Origin of the sequence: uncultured Intestinimonas sp., assembly GCF_944387725.1 — a bacterium.
Taxonomy (GTDB): domain Bacteria; phylum Bacillota; class Clostridia; order Oscillospirales; family Oscillospiraceae; genus Intestinimonas.
Window position 1 is genome coordinate 14396 of the sequence record NZ_CALXGA010000021.1, and the last position, 17745, is coordinate 32140.

The 17745-nt window shown below is 66.6% G+C and carries 16 protein-coding genes; 3 read left to right on the top strand and 13 right to left on the bottom strand.

Annotated elements, in window-relative coordinates:
- Window positions 1-19: 19 nt before the first annotated feature.
- The 4 genes from Q0K09_RS04940 to Q0K09_RS04955 form a co-directional block, all read right to left on the bottom strand.
- On the bottom strand, window positions 20-769 hold the full coding sequence (locus Q0K09_RS04940) for a hypothetical protein (RefSeq protein WP_294473640.1): 750 nt from the start codon (window positions 767-769) through the stop codon (window positions 20-22).
- Window positions 756-2774, bottom strand: coding sequence for a cell division FtsA domain-containing protein (locus Q0K09_RS04945; RefSeq protein ID WP_294473641.1), 2019 nt, complete (start codon window positions 2772-2774; stop codon window positions 756-758). Before Q0K09_RS04945 ends, Q0K09_RS04940 begins: the two co-directional genes overlap by 14 nt.
- Window positions 2775-2953: 179 nt before the next feature.
- Window positions 2954-4720, bottom strand: coding sequence for a methyl-accepting chemotaxis protein (locus Q0K09_RS04950; RefSeq protein WP_294473644.1), 1767 nt, complete (start codon window positions 4718-4720; stop codon window positions 2954-2956).
- Window positions 4721-5030: 310 nt separating this feature from the next.
- Window positions 5031-5735 (bottom strand): ATP-binding cassette domain-containing protein, encoded by a 705-nt coding sequence (locus tag Q0K09_RS04955; RefSeq protein WP_294473645.1) that lies wholly within the window; start codon window positions 5733-5735, stop codon window positions 5031-5033.
- 158 nt (window positions 5736-5893) lie between these two features.
- Between Q0K09_RS04955 and Q0K09_RS04960 the strand changes: the two genes are divergently transcribed.
- A complete protein-coding gene (locus Q0K09_RS04960) occupies window positions 5894-6793 on the top strand; it encodes a C39 family peptidase (RefSeq protein WP_294473647.1) in 900 nt (299 codons plus the stop codon).
- Between the two features lie 62 nt (window positions 6794-6855).
- Here the strand turns inward: Q0K09_RS04960 and Q0K09_RS04965 are convergent, their stop codons facing one another.
- From Q0K09_RS04965 to fliD, 3 genes are read right to left on the bottom strand one after another with little or no spacing between them, the layout of a single operon-like run.
- Window positions 6856-7269 carry a hypothetical protein gene (locus tag Q0K09_RS04965; protein WP_294473649.1) on the bottom strand — a complete coding sequence of 138 codons (414 nt, stop codon included), beginning with the start codon at window positions 7267-7269 and terminating at the stop codon, window positions 6856-6858.
- A gap of 9 nt (window positions 7270-7278) precedes the next feature.
- Window positions 7279-7653 carry a flagellar export chaperone FliS gene (locus Q0K09_RS04970; RefSeq protein ID WP_294473651.1) on the bottom strand — a complete coding sequence of 125 codons (375 nt, stop codon included), beginning with the start codon at window positions 7651-7653 and terminating at the stop codon, window positions 7279-7281.
- A gap of 30 nt (window positions 7654-7683) precedes the next feature.
- Window positions 7684-10161, bottom strand: a complete 2478-nt coding sequence (fliD, locus tag Q0K09_RS04975; protein ID WP_294473652.1) for a flagellar filament capping protein FliD — start codon at window positions 10159-10161, stop codon at window positions 7684-7686.
- Between the two features lie 248 nt (window positions 10162-10409).
- Here fliD and Q0K09_RS04980 point away from each other — a divergent pair, with 248 nt between their 5' ends.
- Window positions 10410-11195 (top strand): ParA family protein, encoded by a 786-nt coding sequence (locus Q0K09_RS04980; protein WP_294473654.1) that lies wholly within the window; start codon window positions 10410-10412, stop codon window positions 11193-11195.
- Window positions 11195-11992, top strand: coding sequence for a late competence development ComFB family protein (locus Q0K09_RS04985; RefSeq protein ID WP_294473656.1), 798 nt, complete (start codon window positions 11195-11197; stop codon window positions 11990-11992). The genes Q0K09_RS04980 and Q0K09_RS04985 overlap by 1 nt, the downstream gene beginning before the upstream one ends.
- Window positions 11993-12372: 380 nt before the next feature.
- Here Q0K09_RS04985 and Q0K09_RS04990 read toward each other — a convergent pair whose 3' ends face one another.
- The 6 genes from Q0K09_RS04990 to Q0K09_RS05015 all read right to left on the bottom strand — a co-directional run bounded on the left by Q0K09_RS04990 (window position 12373) and on the right by Q0K09_RS05015 (window position 17462).
- A complete protein-coding gene (locus tag Q0K09_RS04990; protein ID WP_294473658.1) occupies window positions 12373-13248 on the bottom strand; it encodes a zf-HC2 domain-containing protein in 876 nt (291 codons plus the stop codon).
- A 22-nt stretch (window positions 13249-13270) separates the two neighbouring features.
- Entirely contained in the window at window positions 13271-13864 is a 594-nt protein-coding gene (locus tag Q0K09_RS04995; RefSeq protein ID WP_294473660.1) for a sigma-70 family RNA polymerase sigma factor, read from the bottom strand.
- Window positions 13865-13918: 54 nt separating this feature from the next.
- A complete protein-coding gene (gene dusB / locus Q0K09_RS05000; protein WP_294473662.1) occupies window positions 13919-14890 on the bottom strand; it encodes a tRNA dihydrouridine synthase DusB in 972 nt (323 codons plus the stop codon).
- A gap of 221 nt (window positions 14891-15111) precedes the next feature.
- Entirely contained in the window at window positions 15112-16059 is a 948-nt protein-coding gene (locus Q0K09_RS05005) for a transketolase family protein (protein ID WP_294473664.1), read from the bottom strand.
- Window position 16060: 1 nt separating this feature from the next.
- The gene (locus Q0K09_RS05010) at window positions 16061-16906 is read right to left on the bottom strand and encodes a transketolase (protein ID WP_294473668.1); all 846 of its coding nucleotides are present in this window, start codon (window positions 16904-16906) and stop codon (window positions 16061-16063) included.
- A 145-nt stretch (window positions 16907-17051) separates the two neighbouring features.
- Entirely contained in the window at window positions 17052-17462 is a 411-nt protein-coding gene (locus Q0K09_RS05015) for an ATP-binding cassette domain-containing protein (RefSeq protein ID WP_294473666.1), read from the bottom strand.
- Between the last annotated feature and the right edge of the window lie 283 nt (window positions 17463-17745).

The window sequence follows — 17745 nt, forward strand, 5'->3', positions numbered from 1 at the left end:
TGGTTTTTGCGGAAGGCGCTTACCGCAGCTGGGTCACCTCGCCGGTGAGCCGGTCCAGGCGGTAGACCTGCTCTCCGGTGGCAGAGACCATATAGGTCCCGGCATATTTGTGCTCGCCGGTGGTATAGGCGTCCAGCTGAAAGCAGGGCTCGCCGTTGACCATGACGATGCCGTCGTCCGGGTAGATGTAGTAGACGGACAGGTCGGTCCCCGCCAGCCCCAGGGACTGGGGGGAGAACTCCTCCAGCACCGTCACCGCCTCGGCCATGGTGATGCTCTCGTCCTCCGACGGGGCGGCCGGCTGAATCTGGGCCCCCTCCAGGAACTGGGGGGAGACGGTGCAGGAGTCCGTCCCCCACCGGATGTCCAGGACGAAGAGGCCGTTGCCGGCGCTCCCCGCCATCCCCACCCGAAGGGAGCCCTCCTCGGCCAGGGCGCCCAGCTCGGTCTCCCGGTTCTCCTCATCCAGGACGGAGCAGTGGTACATGCTCACCAGGGTGTCCACATACTCCGTCACCATGGCGCTGCCGGACTCCAGCCCGGTGTAGTGGTAGGAGGGGGCGTCCTCCTCCCCCTCCTGGGAGAAGGCGGCATCCTCCCCCGGGGTGGCAAGCTGGGTGATGGAGGGCAGGAAGTCGTCCCCAATGCGGTACTCCACGGGGGCGCCGGACTCCCCCCCGCCGCAGCCGCTCAGCAGCAGGAACATCCCCAGGACCAGCCCCGCCAGACCCTGGCGGGGGGCTTGTCTCACTTGTTCAATCATCTTCATAGCGAATCTCCACATTGTCATGATCGTTGAGCCTCTGCTGGAAGGTGCAGGCCGCCCCGTTGACGGTCAGCACCACCGGGCGCTCCACATGCTTGAAGTCGATCCCGGACCGCTCCAGCAGGTCCATCAGGTAGTAGGGCGCGCCGTCCGCCTTGGGCGGCAGGCGCAGGGTTCTCCCGTTCAGGGTAAGGATGCAGGCGGCCCCGGCGGGGGCGGCGCCCCCGCCGGGGGCGGCGGACGCCGCCGGGCGTCCAGGGGGGGCCTCAGGGCTCCCGGCACTCCCAGGCGGGGGCCCAGAGCTCCCGGCACTCCCAGGCGGGGGCCCAGAGCTCCCGGCGGAGGGGGTTGGACTCCCAACGGGGGCCGCAGGATACTCGGCCGGGGGCGGGCCCTCCCGGGGCTTGGGGGGCTGTCCCGCCGGGACGGTCTCCAGCTCCATGCCGGAGGTCAGCAGGGCCCCCGGCTCCAGGAGCGCTCCCTGGCAGCGGAGCCCCGCCGCCCCCAGCTCCCGGGCCAGGTCCCCGGCGGTAAGGGTCCGGTCGGCCCCCGGCCGCGCCGGCTGGAAGCGGATGTCGTCCCCCGCCTGGATCATCCGGGAGGGCTGGGCCGCCTGGCCGTTGACCTCCAGCACCGCCGGGGCTGCCGGGTCGCCGTAGAAGACCGCCCGCCGCCCGTCGATCTGGAGCACCAGGCTCTTCCCGCCCCGGCCCAGCAGGTCGCCGTAGGCGTAGCCGTTCATCATCAGCAGCTCCAGGGCGGTGAGCTCCCCGCTGCGGAAGAGCTTGGCCGGCGTCCCGTTGAGCCGCACCCGAAAGCTGTCGCTGATGAGCCCCAGCCCCGAGGAGACCAGGATGCCCAGGGGGGTGGTGAGCTCCGGGTCCTCCAGGTGGAATTCCTCGGAGAAGACGCTGTTCTGGAAGTAGCGCCCCGCCAGGGCCACCCGCTTCTCGTCCATTTTCAGGGCCCGGGCCAGCCCGGCGCACAGGCCGGAGAGCTTGCTGCCGCCCCCCGCCGCAAAGAGGGCCGAGGGGGGGCCGCCGTTCACCTGGAGGACCCGCCGGGCGATCTCCCCCACCAGGGCCTCCACGGCGGGACCGGCCTGCTCCTGCACCTCCCCGGGGGTCATGCGGTGCTCGAAGCCCAGGATGTCGGTGCAGACCACCTCCTCCCCCGCCGCCAGGGCGGTCTTCACCCGCTCCGCCGTGGGGTAGTCCAACAGGTAGGCCCGCATCAGGGCCTCGGTGATCTCGTCCCCCGCCACCGTGGCCATGGTGTAGCCCACCACGCTGCCGTCCCGGCAGATGGCGATGTCCGAGGTGCCGGCCCCGATGTCCACCAGGGCCAGGTTCAGCAGCCGCAGGTCGGCGGGGATGGCGGCGTTCAGGGCGGCGATGGGCTCCAGGGTGAGGCTGGCCACCTCCAGCCCCGCCCCCCGCATGACGGCGTAGAGGCTGTCCACCACCTCGCTGGGCAGGAAGGTGGCCACTGCGGCGGCCTCCAGGACCTGGCCGGTGTGGCCCTCCAGGCTGGTCATGGGGTAGTGGTCCAGCTGGAGCTGGGTCACGGTGTAGCCCACCAGAAACATCCGGGGGCCTCCCGCCTCGTCCTCCCGGATCGCCCGCTCCGCCTCGGCCACCGCCGAGAGCTCCAGCTGGCTGACCTGGTCAGGACCAATGCGCTCCGGCTCGGGGAGCTCCAGCCGGGCCCTGCCCCGCTCGGTTTGCAGGGCCCGGCCGGCGGCGGCCACGCTGGCCCGGACCAGCCTGCGCTGCACGGTGCGCTCCAGCCGCCGGGTGACGGCGGACACCACCTGGACCACCTGCCCGATGTCCTCAATCTGGCCGTCCATCATGGTCCGCTTGGCGTGCTGCTGTTTTTCCACCGCCAGGATGCGCATCCGGTCCCCCTCCCGGCGGCCCAGGACGCCGATGACGCTCCTGGTGCCGATGTCCAGGGCGTAGACCAGCTCGGTTTCCTGGACGGGATATTCCACGGCTGTGGGCATCTCTCTGCCCCTCCTTCCAACAGAAGCCGGGAGGGCGCCCTTTCCCCAAAGACACCCTCCCTTTTTCTCCGGCCGGGGCCCTCCGCGCTTCCTCCGGCCGGAATTCCGCGTTCCCTCCCGGGAGGCTGAACTTCCATTTCCGCCGGATGCAGCGCCGGCCCCAGGCCGTCTCATCCAAATCAATACTTGCTGAAGATATTCTCACCGGCGCTGTCCCCGCCGCCGCTGTAGGCGGGGGCGGCGCCCACGGACGCCGCAGCGGGCTGGGGCTCCTCCGCAGCCTGTTCCCCCCGCAGGCGGAACTTCTGGATCATCTGCTTCATGACCACCGCCTGGGAGGAGAGCTCCTCACTGGCGGCGGCGGACTCCTCGCTGGTGGCGGAGTTGGTCTGCACCACGGCGGAGATCTGGTCCACGCCGGTGGTGAGCTGGGCGATGGAATCGGCCTGGGCGATGGAGCTGTCGGCCAGCTGCTCCATATAGGAGATGGCCACGGAGGCGCTCTCCACCGTCTTCTCCATGCTCTTGACCACGTCGGACACCAGCTGGCTGCCCCGGTCCACATAGGACATGGAATCCTCGATGAGCTTCTTGGTCTGCTTGGCGGCCTGGTCGGACTTGGAGGCCAGGTTGCGCACCTCGTCGGCCACCACCGCGAAGCCCTTGCCGGCGGAGCCGGCCCGGGCGGCCTCCACCGCCGCGTTCAGGGCCAGGATGTTGGTCTGGAAGGCGATGTTCTCGATGGTCTCGATGATCTTCTCGATGTCCTTCTGTCCCGTCAGGATGTCCCGCATGGCCTGCTCCATCTCCTGCATCCTGCTGTTGCTGACCTCCACCTGACCGGCGGCCTCGTGGGACTTGCTCTGGGCGGTCTTGGCCAGGTTCAGGTTGTCCTGGGCGCTCTTGTCGATCTCGTTGATGGTGGCGGAGAGCTCCTCCACGGCGCTGGCCTGCTCGGTGGCGCCCTGGGCCAGACCCTGGGCGCCGGTGGAGACCTGGTCGGCCCCGGCGGCCACCTGGTCCGAGGCCTGGAGGATGTTGCCCATGGTGCTGTTCAGGCGGTCAAAGAGCTCCTCCAGGTTGGCCTTGATGGGGGCGAACTCGCCGGGATAGTCCCGGTCGATCTCCATGGTCAGGTCGCCGTCGGACAGCCGCTGGGTCACGGAGACGATGTCCCCGATGATGCTGCTGACAATGGCCTGGGAGTCCCGGACGGCGGCGCACATGGCTCCGATCTCATTGTTGGCGTCGTAGTCCACGTTGCGGGAGAGTTCGCCCTTGCTGAAGGCCACCACGGCCTCCTCTGCGGTTTGCAGGGGCTTGAGGATGCTGGTGAGCTGCTGGACGTTCAGGATGACGCTCACCAGGATGGTCAGCACCACCAGGACCACAATCAGAATGATGTCCCGCAGAATCCGGGCGTCCACCGCCTCGGTTGCCTGGAGCCCCAGGGCGTACACCTGCTGGGCCAGGGCTTCCCGGGCGCTGAGCACCTGCTCCAGGGCGGGCCCGCCCTGGGTCTCGATGATGGTGAGGGCCCGGTCCACGTTGTTGGCGCTCAAAGCCGATTCCGTGCTCAGCAGCACTTCCTCATAGGCGTCCACAGCGTCGATGTAGTTCTGCGCCAGGCTGTCCCCGCCGTTGTAGAGGCTGAGGATGGTGTTGAGCTGGACATCAATGTTCGCAACGGAATCGGAGATGTCAGCGGACGTGGTGCTGTCATAGCCAAAGAGCGCCATATCCCGCAGCTGCCGGGCGATGAGATTGACGCTCTCGGCGCTCTCCTGTACGGCGTCGGTGAGGGCGACGGGCTGGTTGAGAACCGCCTCATAGCTGTCGTGCACCGCGCGGATGGAGAGCAGCGCGGCCACCGCCACCGCCGCCATCAGCACAAAGGTGATGATGAACGAGACTATCATCAGCGTTTTGATCTTTACGTTCTTCATAAAATCTATCCTCCAGTTGATTTCTAGGGCTTGTTTGAAAATTGGCGATGTATCCGGCAGCGAGGGATTTTGGGCCTCTGGCAAGCAATTTTTTCGCAGGAATCCTGGCGGATTGCAAGGAAAAATTGCGCCGTCCAGGGGGCAAAAGCCCCGCCGGTTGGACATGTTGACATGTTTCAAACAAGCCCTACGGGTCCGTCCCAAAATTCAGGGCCCGAACGGACGCCGGCAGCCTCCCCGCTTTGGACGCTCCGATGGTCTGTCCGGCGGCGTGAAGGCTTGGGGCCGGCGCTCCGTTTTCCATGTGGGCCTAGACGACGTCACCGTAGCGGCCCTTCTGCACATCTCCAAAAATTCTCCCGTCCACCAGCGTAATCACGCGCTTGCGCATCAGGTTGACAAACTGCTTGGCGTGCGTCGCCATGATCACGGTGGTTCCCCGCCGGTTTAGGTCGCTGATGAGGTGAAACATATCCCAGATGGTGTCCTCATCCAGGTTGGCTGTCAGCTCATCCAGCACCAAAATGGGGGGGCTGTTGATGATGGCCCGGGCCAGCTCCACCCGGCGGCACTCCCCCTGGGAGAGCTCCGCAGGGTAGCGCCCCTCCACATTCTTCAGGCCCACCAGGCTCAGGGCCTTCTGAATCCGGTCCTGGACCGGGGCCCGCCGCCTCCTGTGGGTGAGGCGGGCCGCCGTTTCTAGGTTCTCCTGTATGGTCCGCTTTCGCATCAGCTGGGAGAGCTGGGGGACGTAGCCGATCTGGAGCCGCCGGCGGCTCCAGCTCCGGGCCATCAGGGAGGAGGTGCTGACATTGTTGATATAAATCTCTCCCCTGGAGGGCCGCAGTTCCCCGGCAATGAGCTGCAGCAGGGTGCTCTTGCCCGCGCCGCTGCTCCCGGTGACAAAGACGAACTCCTGCCGCTCCACCGTCAGGTCGATCCCCTGGACAGCGGCCACCAGCTTTTTCTCCTGTTGGTAAAATTTGCTGACACCTTCCATCCAAATTTGTGGCATATCGACCATTCCTTTCCTGAGCCCCGTGTCTCCCGCCTGTCCGGTCTCCATGTCCCCGCTGCCGCTCGGTTCCACAGGTTTTCCTGATTCTGCTCTATACAAATTCGCTGGACTTTGTTATAATTTCTGCCATCAAGGATGAAACTGGGGGGAGCCGCTTGCGCCGTCAAGGAAAACCAGCCAAAAAACGCCGGCTGCTGGGGTGGATTCTGCTGGCCCTGCTGTGCGTCATAGGCACGGAGCTGGCGGTGTGCCGCTTCGCGGACCCGGCCCTGTTCCGCCGGCTGACCGAGCCGGTGGCCGCCCTGTCCGGGCGGCTCTGGTCCAGCGCCGCCGGGGCCCTGGCCCAGCTCCCCCAGCAGATTTCCCAGCTCGCCCAGCCGGAGGAGACGCCCGAGGAAATCCCGGAGCCGGAGGCCCCCGTCAGCCAGCTGGCCGGGGAGCCCGCCATTGTGGAGGACCTGACGCCGGAGGACCCCGCCGTTACGGGCTTCCGCCTGCGGGACGGCCGGGAAATCCTCACCGGCGGCGCGGTGGATGTGGTCTACTTCTGCCAGGGCGAGGAGCCCTGGGCCAGCAGCCCCTACGGCCCGGACGCCATCCGGGGCTACGGCTGCGGCCCCGTCGCCATGTCCATGGTGGTCTCCTCCCTCACCCCAGAGGTGGTGGACCCCGCTGAAATGGCCCGGTTTGCCTACCAGTCCGGCTACTGCGCCCCGGGCAGCGGCTCCTACCTCTCCATCGTGGAGGGCACGGCGGCGGCCTACGGCCTGGAGGCCGAGTCTGTCCCGGACCTCTCGGCGGAGCAGCTGTACCAAGACCTGGCCTCCGGCTGTCTCTTTGTGGCCCTGATGACCAAGGGGCACTTTACCAACGCCGGACACTTCATCCTCCTCCGGGGCGTCACCCTGGATGGGAGGGTGCTGGTGGCCGACCCCAACAGCCGGGAGCGGAGCCTCGCCGCCTGGGACCCGGAGCTGATCCTCTCGGAGCTCTCCCCAAGCCGCAACAACGGCGCGCCCCTGTGGCGCTTTCCCGCTCTGGGACCGGCTTCTTAAGAAAGCTCGAAAAACATCAAGTTCCCTCTGCCGGCCTCAGGCCGGCAGAGGGCTTTCTTTTCTCAACGCGTTTTCTCCAGGGCTTCGCTACGGTAAAAGGAGTCCTTTCCCCCCAGCCGCCGGCTGACCCGCCGGTCCGCCTGGACGGTCCGCTCCAGGAGGTCCCGGTTCCGGCGCACCTGGCGGCAGAGCTCCTCCCCCTCCGGATCCCCGGCGGGGCCGCCGGAGAGGACCTGCCGGAGGAGGTCCCCGTCGGCCTTGGGGAGCGCGCCGCACTGCTTGCGGAGCATATCCTTGCAGTTTCTGAGCTGGTTGACCTGCTCCTGGCGCATATTCAAATACATGCGGACGGAGACCTGGTCCTGGCGCTCCACCGCGTCCAGCATACTCTCCGTGGTCTCCAGCACCTCCGAGAGGGCCAGGTACATCCGCTTTTCCACGGAGAGCGCCGCCGTCCAATCCCCTTTTTTCAGCATCTCGCGCTCCTATCGGCTGTTCTGGTTCTTATCCGCCTTTCGGAAGCTGTCCCGCAGCTCCGTCACCATGCCCTTCACCCGGGTCAGCTCGGTGCTGTTGCGCCCCGCCTTCACCCGGCTGAGCTCATAGCCGAAATAGTCGTACAGCCGGTCCAGGTTCCTGCTGATGGGGTACCTGCGGTCCAGGGTATCGTCCAGATAGCGGATGATGTCCAGGCTCTTATTCACCGCCGCCTCAAAGGTGGGATAATTTTCTTTGGAGAGTTCCAACTCGGCCAGCGTCAGGCGCTTCACCAGCTCGTCGTAGAGCAGGAGCAGCAGCTCCCCCGGCGTCATCGTGCTCAGGGAGTCCTCCCGGTAACGCTGATAGCCTCTCATATCCATAGGGTAGATGTTCCTTTCTTGCCGTCAGGCTCAGTACCCACCCATCAGGCCGGCCAGGGCGGAGCTCTGGGAGTTCATCTGGTTAATCAGCATCTCCAGCTGGGTAAACTTGTTGGTGTAGAAGTCCACCTGGTCGGACAGCTTGCCCTGCCAGCGCTCGATCTCGTCGTCCACATCCTGAATCTTGGAGAGCATGGTGTTGTTCAGGGCCGACGTGGGGGAGTACTGGGAGCCGGCCTTTTCGATCAGGATGCCCTTGGTGGCCCCGGTGGTGGCGGCGTAGCGGTCGGTGACCTTCTGGATGGAGGCCATGAGGCCGTCGGTGGAGGCGCCGCCTTCCTCGCTCTTGGTGAAGGCATCCCGCACCTGGTCCGGGTTGGTCGCCAGGGCCTGCCGGAGGGCGTCCTCGTCCAGGGTGAGGGTGGTGAGCCCGTCGGAGTAGCTGGTAGAGATGCCGATGGAGCGCAGGAAGGAGCCGTCGGAGCCGCTGGGGGTGATGGCGCCGCGCAGGGCGTTGTAGAGGGAGGAGATGTCGCTGTCCATGAAGAGGATGCCCGTCTTGGCCTGCTCCTCATACTCCTTGATGGCGCCCTCGCTCATGTCGGCCCGGTCCTCGTCGGTGAGGGGCTCGTAGCGGTCGCCGTTGGTCTTCCGCAGGGGCATGTCGGTGTAGGCCTTCTTGACCTCTTCCATGATGGCGTTGTAGTCCGTCACCATCTGCTTGACCGCGTCGACGATGGTGTCGGCGTCGGTGGCGCTGGTGAAGGAGACCGCCTCGCCGTTCGGGTCGAAGTAACCGGCGTCTGTGCCGGCTGCCACCTGATTCGCCACGTCCTGACTGGTGATGGGGGTGGACCCGCTCCAGGCGCTGTTGAAGGTCCCGCTCAGGGTCACAGACATGCCGTCCACGTCAAAGGTGTTGGTGCTGCGGGTGAGCGTCATGGAGGCGCCGTTGACGGTGGTGCGGAAGACGGCGTCCGTGCCGGCGTCGTAGCCAGACGAACTAGAGTTCGCCTCCCCAAACAGGGCCACAGCCAGGTTTTGATTGGTCCCGCCGGAGCTGAGCTCATTGGCAATCTCAATGCGGCCGCCCTCGCCGGTCTCCTTGGCGGTGAAGACAAACTGGTTGGTGAGATTGGAGTAGCTGACGTTCACCCCGGCGTCGCTGCTGTTGATGCCGTTGATGACGGTCTCCAGGGCGGTGTCCCTGGTGTAGCGGCCCACCTCCACGCCGTTGATGGTCAGCGCGTACAGGTCCCTGCCCTCGCTGTCCTGGTCCACCGGGGTCAGATTGCTCCAGGCGTTCTCATCCAACAGGCTCCCCAGGGACTTGCCGGTGTCCAGGTAGGAGGTCAGCGTGCCGTCCTCCATCCCCAGAATCGAGCCGGCACTGGAAGAGGAGATGGAGAAGGTGCTGCCGCTTGCCACGGTGTAGGACAGCTTGCCGCCCTGCAAATCCACCGTGATCTTCCCGCTGCCGAAGGCGGTGTCCAGTCTGTTTTGAAGCTCTGTCTTAAAGGCGTCGGCAAAGGTCTGGCCCGCGCCGGCCTTGATGTTGTCCAGCGAGATCTGCTTGGTCTGGCCGTTCAGGGTGACGCTGAGGGTCTTGCCGGAGAGGTAGTCGCCGGTGTCCATCTCCTTCACAACGTCCTTGCTCATATCCAGCTGAACGGTCGCGGGCCGGTCCTCCGAGGCGTTGGACAGGTCCGTTGTCACCAGGCCGGCAAAGTCCCCGCTGGCTTTGCTGATATAGGGACTGTTTCCCGCGTTCAACTTGTCCGACAGAGTGAGGCTGCCGCTGCTGTCCACCGTCACATCGAAAAGCTGATCCCCTGTATAGGTGTTGTCCCCGATGGTGACCTGCTGCGCCTTCAGCTGCTCGTTGATGGCCGTCTCCAGAGCCGTCGTGTCCAGGGTGCCGTCAGGCTTGTTGAACAGATCCAGCTCCCCGAAGCTCACGGTGAGATTTTTGCTGCCGTAGGTCAGGGTCAGGGAACCCTCGATGGTGCTGACATTCGTGGTGTCCCCCAGGGACACCGTGCCGCTGGTCACGGCGCCGCTGCCCAGGCTGCCCAGCCGGGTGTTGTTCACCGTGTACTTGGCGGCGGTGGCCAGCTGGGCCACGGCGTCGATGGTGACGCTGCTGCTGGTCTTGCCGGCGGCGCTGACCAGGTTGGCAAAGGCCCCGCCGGTGGTGGTGGTCACCGCGTTGTTGAAGAAGCTGTTGCTGAAGAGGTTGGTGCCGGAGGAATAAGCATAGGTGGTGTATTTCCGGGCAAACTCCACCAGCTTGTCGGAGATGCTCTGATAGGCCTCCTGCTGCCACTGGAGCTTGGTGCGGTCCTGCTCCAGGCCGGTGATTTTCTGCTGGTAGCTCTGTACCAGACCTTCGATCATGGCCTCCGTGTCCAGGCCGCTGGCCAGGCCGGAGATGATGTTGGCGTTGCGGCTTCCGTAGATGCTGCCGCTGGAAGACGTGCCGCCCATTAAACTGCTGATCGACGCCATTTCTATTCCACTCCTTCTTTTGATTCGGTGTAAGGGGTATCCCTTACGACATGGATTGACAATCGGACGCTTTTTAGGGTAAAATCAATCTGCCAGGCTTACTGCGTGATCCTACTCTGAGTTCTCACTTGTTATATCGTCCAACAGAGCCCAAAAATAAGAGCTGTCCGCGGATTTTCTCATAAAATTCCTCTGGCGGGACAGCCCTTCTCTGGTCTCTCGCGGATCGAGGAAGGGAGTTACGGGGCATGTCAACCACCGTGATCGCCATTACCAACCAAAAGGGCGGCGTGGGCAAAACCACCACCGCCGCCGCGCTGCTCTCCTCTCTGCACCGCCGGGGGGCCAGGGTCCTGGGGGTGGACCTGGACCCCCAGGGGAGCCTGGGCTTCAGCCTGGGGCTGGACATTGAGGGCTGTACCACCGTCTACGAGGTCTTCCGGGGGGAGGTGGAGCCGGACCAGGCCATCACCCAGACGGAGCACGGGGACATTCTGCCCTCCAACATTCTCCTCTCCGCCGCAGAGGTGGAGTTCAACCGCCCGGGGCGGGAGTTCCTGCTGCGGACCGCCCTGTCCAAGGTGCGGGAGCGGTACGACTTCATCATCATCGACACACCCCCCGCCCTGAACGTCCTGACGGTCAACGCCTATGTGGCCACCGACGGGCTCATCATCCCCATGTCCCCCGAGGTCCTCAGCCTGCTGGGGGTGTCCCAGATCAAGGAGACCATCGAGAGCGTCCGGGGCTACTACAACGCCCATCTGCGGGTGCTGGGCATCCTCCTCAACCGCTTCAACCCCCGGCTGAACCTGAACCGGGAGATTCTGGAGCTGGCGGAGCAGATCGCCGGGCAGCTGGAAACCCGCGTCTTTCAGACCAGGATTCGGACCAGCGTTTCGGTGGCCGAGGCCCCGGCCCACGGCCTGAGCGTGGTGGACTACGCCCCCCGCTCCAAGCCCGCCCTGGACTTTGAAGACCTGTGCGACGAGGTGGCTGGAGCCGCCTTTCCCCGACAGAAGGAGGAAAATTGATGGCCAATAAGAAGGCGTCCAAGAGCAGCAAGACCGATCACGTCCTGAACCTCCTGGCGGGCTCCTCCGGGCAGGAGTCCCCCAAGCCCGCCGCGCCCCCAGCCCGGGAGGCCGCCGCGCCGGAGCCGGCGGAAGCCGCCTCCGCCCGGGAGGCCGCCGCGCCGGAGCCGGCGGAAGCCGCCTCCGCCCAGGAGACCCCGGCCCAGACCCCGGCCCGGCGGCTCACGCCCCCCATTCTCGAGGTGGCCCGCAGCAACAATGAGGCCCTGTCCGAGACCATCCACCAGGCGCTGGAGCGGGAGCTGACCCAGGAGCTGGCGGAGGCGGCCGCCCCGGCCCCGGCGGCCGCCCCGGCCCCGGAGACTGCCCCGGTCCCGGAGACTGCCCCGGTCCCGGAGACTGCCCCGGTCCCGGCGCCCCGGGAGACGGCCCCGGCAGAAGCGCCTGTACCCCCGGAGCCGGCCCCTCCCGCCCCGAAGCGGGAGTCCCCTGCCGCGCAGGAGCCCGCCGCCGGCCTCCTGCCGGACGGGGCCGAGCTCATCAACGTCATGGAGCTCCAGGTGGAGGAAAAGCTCGCCCGCTATGTGCGGATGTTCCACCTGTGCGCGTGCCCCCGGTGTCTGGCCGACGCCAAGGCCCTGGCCCTCACCCGGCTGCCGGCCAAATATGTGGTGCTGGATGCCGCCGCCAAGGCCCCCATGCTCAGCCTCTATGAGGCGAAGTTCGACTCGGCCGTCACCACCCAGATCATCTACGCCTGCAAGGAGGTCATGGAGCACCCCCGGCACACCCTTTGATCCAAAGCGCCTCTGCCGCTTGATCTTGGGGCCTTGTTCGGTCCGCGTCTCAACCGGGGACAGACCCGCCCGGGAAAGGAGCTTTTCTGACCTCATATCGCATCGCGGCCTGCGAGGACGGCCAGGCGGACGGGGCCCGGCTTTGCGGCCTGGGCGGAGGAGACCGGCTGGACCAGCCTGTGCCTGCGGGGTGGAGCCCGCCTGCCCATGAGCCGGACCTTCTGCCGCGCCTTCCAGGGCGGCCTGGCGCACTGGCTGAACCAGGCGGGGAGATAAGGTCTGCCGGGGCGGCAGGCGGTCCGCTTCAGAGGCAAAAAGAGACTGGCAGTCCCCCTTTCGGGGCTGCCAGTCTCTTTTCTGCGCCGTGCCCCGCAGGGCCCTCACACCGTAGGGAGATACCCCAGGACCTCCAGGGTGGCGCTGTCGCACAGGAGGACGTCGGAGCTCCCCAGGGTGACCCGGTAGTCGTCCAGGTCCAGCCGGGCCCTCTGGTCCTCCCCGGGGCAGACGGCGGCCTCCAGGTCCGTCTGGGTCACCGCCTCCACCGTGAGGAGGCCGGCCTCCGCCGGGTCCAGGCCGGAGGTCTGGAGCCAGGCGGCGCAGTTGGCCGTCAGGGCGGCCCGCTGTGCCTCCGTCAGGTCCTCATTTTGCGCGGCGGCCTGGTTCATCGCCGCTCCCACCGTGGGGAGGGGGCTCGCCTCCGGGAGGACCTCCCCGCTGTCCGCCGCCTCCCGGGCGCCGGAGGGATCCGCCATGGCCGTGTAGAGCCTCAGCTCGGGCCCCTGGCCCTCCCCGGCGGCCTCCTTTTGTGGGGCGGCCTCCTCCTGTGGGGCGGCCCCCGCCTGGGCAGCGGCCCCCGCCTGGGCCGCCTGGACCGGAAGGGTCTCCCCGGCGGCCGGTTCCGTGCCGCCGCTCCGGTCCCAGAACCTGCCCAGGCTCCCGGCTCCCGCCAGCACCACGGCGCAGACCGCCGCCAGGGAGAGCCAGCGCCGCCAGGGAACCGCCCGGCCCCGCCCGGCCGGAAGGGCCTGGACCTTCTCCGCACGAACGCGCTCCATCACGGCCTGTTGGAAGCCCTCCGGGACCTCCTCCTCCAGCTCCGGAAGGACCCGGTGGAGGGCGGCGAGCTCCCGGGCCAGGGCGGCGCAGCCGGGACAGACGGCCAGATGGTCCTCCAGCTCCCGGCGCTCCTGGGGCGTCAGGGCCCCGTCCAGGTCCAGGCTGATCCAGTCCAGGGCTTTTTCACAGTCACACACGCGGTTCACCTCCTCCGGCCGTTTATCTTGTAGACGAAGCCCCGCCGAAAAAGTTCCCCTCCGCCAGCAATCTCTTTCGCAGGGCGGCCCGGGCCCGGGCGATGCGTGACTTCACCGTCCCCTCCTCCAGGCCCAGGACCTGGCTGATTTCGGCGTAGCTCAGGCCGCTGAGCTCCCGCATGACCAGCACCTGCCGGTGCTCCGGGGAGACCTGCTCCAGGGCCCGGGCGATGGCCCGGCGGTCCTCCGCCCGCTCCAGGCGCTCCTCGGGGCCGGCCCCCTGGTCGGGCAGCTCGGCCTGCCGCCCCTCCTCCTCGTCGTCCAGGGAGACGGTCATGGAGAGGCTCCGCCGCCGCTTCTCCCTGCGGAGGAAGTCGATGCAGGCGTTGGAGGCCAGCCGGTAGAGCCAGGTGGCAAAGGAGCTCTCCCCGTGGAACTTCCCAAGGCCCCGCCAGGCGTTGAGGAAGGCCTCCTGGGCCAGCTCCGCGCCGTCGTCTGGATTGCCGGTCAGGCGGCGGCACAAATTGTAGATGCGCTTTTCGTTGTCGGTGACCAGCTGCGCAAAGGCCAGCTCGTCGCCCTCCCTGGCCCGCTGGACCAGCTCCTGCTCTGTCACGCCCCTTTGTCACCTGCCTTTCGTTCCCCCAGGACGCCCTGCCGGGGCGCCGCCTTATGTCAGGTCCCGCAGGATGCCGGCGGTGACCCGCTCCAGGCCGGCCATGGTCTCCACATGGCAGATCTGCTCCTTCCAATAGCCCGCGTAGGGGACCCCCTTCAAATACCAGCAGTACTGCTTCCGGGCCTCCAGGCAGGCGATCTTTTCCCCCTTGTGGGCGGCGTTGATGGCAAACTGCCGCATGGCGGTGCGGCACCGCTCCGCCAGAGGCGGCAGCGGCGGGATGTCCCGGCCCTCCAGGGCGGCCTGGGCCTGCTGAAAGAGCCAGGGATTGCCGAAGCACCCCCGGCCGATCATCACGGCGTCGGCCCCGGTGTACCGGAGGATGCGGGGGGCGTCCGCCCCCGCGAAGACGTCGCCGTTGGCCAGGACGGGGATGCGGAGGGCGTTTTTCACCTCCCGGATGAGGTCCCAGCTGGCGGCGCCGGCGTACTGCTGGCTCCGGGTCCGGCCGTGGACGGCCACAGCGGCCACCCCGGCCTCCTCCAGGGCCTTGGAGAGCTCCACGCAGTTGATGGAGCCCTTATCCCAGCCCAGGCGCATTTTCACGGTGACGGGCCGGCCCCCCGCCCCGCGGATCACCGCCTCGGCCACCCGGACAGCCAGCTCCGGCGTCCGCATGAGGCCGGAGCCGTCCCCGGCGTTGGCCACCTTGGGCACAGGGCAGCCCATGTTGATGTCGATGACCTCCGCCCCGGAGACCTCCCCGGCGATGGCGGCGGCCTCCTCCATGCACACCGGGTCGGAGCCGAAAATCTGGGCGGCGGCGGGGTGCTCGTTCTCCCCCAGCTTCAGCAGGGGGATGGATTTTTTATCCTGGTAGCACAGGGCCTTGGCGCTGACCATCTCGGTGACGGTGTAGCCGGCCCCCAGCTCCCGGCAGATGGTGCGGAACCCAAGGTCGGTGACGCCCGCCATGGGGGCCAGCACCAGCCTGGAGCTCACGGCAACGGTTCCGATCTTCACGGTCTTCCTCCGATTCCTAGGATTGGCAGGGTATATCATACCATAAACCGCCCCGGCGGGCAAGGGGGGATCACCGCTGGAGTGTCAAGATATTGCAGGAAAAGAGTGCGCGCAAATTGCCGTCACAGGTTGAATCCCTTCCAAATTTGCAAAAAGGACCGGAGGCTTGTCCTCCGGTCCTTTCGGTCTGTTTTGCGCGGCAGGCGTCGAGGCCGCCGGATTTATTTCTTCAGCGCCGCCGCACGGCGCGCGGCGGCGGCAATGCCCTCCGGCGTCAGGCCGTAGTGCGCCAGCACCTGGGCGGCCTTCCCGGAGCGTCCGAAGCAGTCCTCCACGCCGTGCCGGACCACGGGCACGGGACACGCGCCCCCCAGGTAGCCGGCCACGGCCTCCCCCAGGCCGCCGATGATGTTGTGCTCCTCGGTTGTGACAATGGCCCCCGTCTCCCGGGCGGCCTTCAGGATCAGCCCCTCGTCCAGGGGCTTGAGGGTGTGCATGTCGATGACGCGGGCGTCAATCCCCTCCCCCGCCAAGGTCTCCGCCGCCTGGAGGGCCATCTGGACCATCAGGCCCACCGCCACCAGGGTGACGTCGGCGCCGTCCCGGAGAACGGCCCCCTCCCCCAGCTTGAACTGATAGCCCGGGATGCTGTCGGTGACGGTCTCCACCGCCAGCCGGCCCAGGCGCAGGTAGGCGGGGCCGTCGTATGCGGCCAGGGCCTCCACGGCCAGGCGCATCTCATGGCCGTCGCAGGGACAGCACACCAGCATGTTGGGCACGGCCCGCATCAGGGCGAAATCCTCACAGCACTGGTGGGTCGCCCCGTCCTCCCCCACGGACAGCCCGCCGTGGGAGCCCACCACCTTCACATTCAGCCGGGGGTAGGCGATGGAATTGCGGACCTGCTCAAAGGCCCGGCCGGCGGCGAACATGGCAAAGGTGGAGGCAAAGGGCTTTTTCCCACAGGCGGCCAGGCCGGCGGCCACGCCCATCATGTTGCACTCCGCGATGCCCATGTTGAAAAAGCGTTCTGGATATACCTGGGAAAACTGCCTGGTCATGGTGGCGCTGGACAGATCGGCGTCTAAGACGACAATCCCGGGGTCCCGTGCGCCGAGGGCGGTCACGGCCTCTCCGTAGGCGCTCCGGGTTGCAAGCTTCTCTCCCATCTCAGTTTCCCTCCCATCCTTCCAGCGCGGCCTGGAGCTCCTCCATGGCCTTGGCAAACTGCTCGTCGTTGGGGGCCTTTCCGTGCCAGCCCGCGTCATTCTCCATGAAGGAGACCCCCTTGCCCTTCACGGTCCTGGCCAGAATCACCGACGGACCCCCCCGGTGCTCCGCCGCCTGGGCAAGGGCGGCCTCCAGGCTGCGGAAGTCGTGGCCGTCCGCAGGGATCACCTGACAGCCGAAGGCCGCGAATTTCGCGTCCAGGGGCTCGGAGGGCATGACGTCGCTGGTCCTGCCGTCAATTTGCAGGCCGTTGATATCCACAATGGCGCACAGATTGTCCAGCTTGTACTTGGAGGCGGCCATAAACGCCTCCCATACCTGGCCCTCCTCCACCTCGCCGTCGCCCAGCAGGGCGTAGACCCGGTAGTCCTTCCGGTCCAGCCTGCCTGCCAGGGCCATCCCCACGGCGGCGGAGATCCCCTGGCCCAGACTGCCGGTGGACATGTCCACGCCGGGGACATAGTTCATGTCCGGGTGGCCGGAATAGTGCCCCTCAATGGAGCGGAACAGCTTCAGATCCTCCTGGGGGAAGTAGCCCCGCAGGGCGAGGACGGCGTACAGGGCCGGCGTACAGTGCCCCTTGGAGAGGACAAAGCGGTCCCGGTCCGGGTCCTTTGGGCGGGCGGGATCGATCCTCATGACGTCGAAATACAGCGCCGTCAGAATATCCATGGCGGACAGAGAGCCGCCAATGTGGCCGGAGGCGGCCCGGTGCACCATCTCCATGGCCCGTATTCTTCCCCTTGCGGCCGTCAGCGACAGCCGTTTGAACTTCTCCTGGTCCATGTTCTCACCTTCTTTTTCCATTTCATGCCTGCCCTGGGGAGGCGCCGGCGCAAGCGGACGCCCACGCACCAGGTACGCAGGCGTCGCTATGGCTCTCCCATCAGCGTCTCGATGCGGGCGAGCAGTTCCCGCTCCTTGGGAAACATCATCCGGCGGGGGGTGCGCCGCAGCAGCTCCGCCCGCCACCGCTCCAGCGCCTCCCTGGGCAGGTAGGGGAGGAGGGGGGCGCACTGGTACTCCGCGGCCAGCAGATAGCTGGGTTTTCCGCCACCGACATCTCGCTGACCGGGGAGAGCTCCTGGTGAATCATGGCGATGCCCAGCTCCCGGGCCTTGGCCGGAGAGTCGATCTCCACCGGCCGGCCCTCGATGGCGATCTCTCCCGCGTCGCATTTATGTACGCCGGCCAGGACCTTCATCAGCGTGGACTTTCCCGCGCCGTTTTCCCCCATCAGCGCGTGTACCGTTCCGGCCTGTAGGTGGAAATCCACCCCATGGAGCACTTCAACCCCATAGAAGCTTTTGCGGATTCCCTTCATCTCGACTAATAGGTTCATGTCTTCCGCCACCTCGTTTCCTCTTTCCGCTTGCAAATGCGGCTGCCCGCCGCGTCCTCCCCCGCCCGAATTGCAAAAAGCGGAAGGGACGGACCCTCCAGCGCGAGCCCCGCTGGATTCCCCGAATCCGGGAGGACGCAGGGAAAGCCTGGTTTTACCAGTAATCCCCAAAAAAAGTACGCGCTTCCAATAAAACTGAAGTCTCTTTAAGAAGCCGTATTCATAAGCGTTTCACGAGTGTATGAATATGAGAGATTTTAACCATTGTCTCTTCAGAAGCGGA

Bases quoted from the DNA above. Each gene is read 5' to 3' on its own strand.
- Q0K09_RS04980 (WP_294473654.1), top strand. From the start codon at position 10,410: ATGTCAACCACCGTGATCGCCATTACCAACCAAAAGGGCGGCGTGGGC.
- Q0K09_RS04950 (WP_294473644.1), bottom strand. From the start codon at position 4,720: ATGAAGAACGTAAAGATCAAAACGCTGATGATAGTCTCGTTCATCATC.
- Q0K09_RS05010 (WP_294473668.1), bottom strand. From the start codon at position 16,906: ATGGACCAGGAGAAGTTCAAACGGCTGTCGCTGACGGCCGCAAGGGGA.
- Q0K09_RS04940 (WP_294473640.1), bottom strand. From the start codon at position 769: ATGAAGATGATTGAACAAGTGAGACAAGCCCCCCGCCAGGGTCTGGCG.
- fliD (WP_294473652.1), bottom strand. From the start codon at position 10,161: ATGGCGTCGATCAGCAGTTTAATGGGCGGCACGTCTTCCAGCGGCAGC.
- Q0K09_RS04970 (WP_294473651.1), bottom strand. From the start codon at position 7,653: ATGGATATGAGAGGCTATCAGCGTTACCGGGAGGACTCCCTGAGCACG.
- Q0K09_RS05015 (WP_294473666.1), bottom strand. From the start codon at position 17,462: ATGAACCTATTAGTCGAGATGAAGGGAATCCGCAAAAGCTTCTATGGG.
- Q0K09_RS04985 (WP_294473656.1), top strand. From the start codon at position 11,195: ATGGCCAATAAGAAGGCGTCCAAGAGCAGCAAGACCGATCACGTCCTG.
- Q0K09_RS04965 (WP_294473649.1), bottom strand. From the start codon at position 7,269: ATGCTGAAAAAAGGGGATTGGACGGCGGCGCTCTCCGTGGAAAAGCGG.
- Q0K09_RS05005 (WP_294473664.1), bottom strand. From the start codon at position 16,059: ATGGGAGAGAAGCTTGCAACCCGGAGCGCCTACGGAGAGGCCGTGACC.
- Q0K09_RS04955 (WP_294473645.1), bottom strand. From the start codon at position 5,735: ATGCCACAAATTTGGATGGAAGGTGTCAGCAAATTTTACCAACAGGAG.
- Q0K09_RS04945 (WP_294473641.1), bottom strand. From the start codon at position 2,774: ATGCCCACAGCCGTGGAATATCCCGTCCAGGAAACCGAGCTGGTCTAC.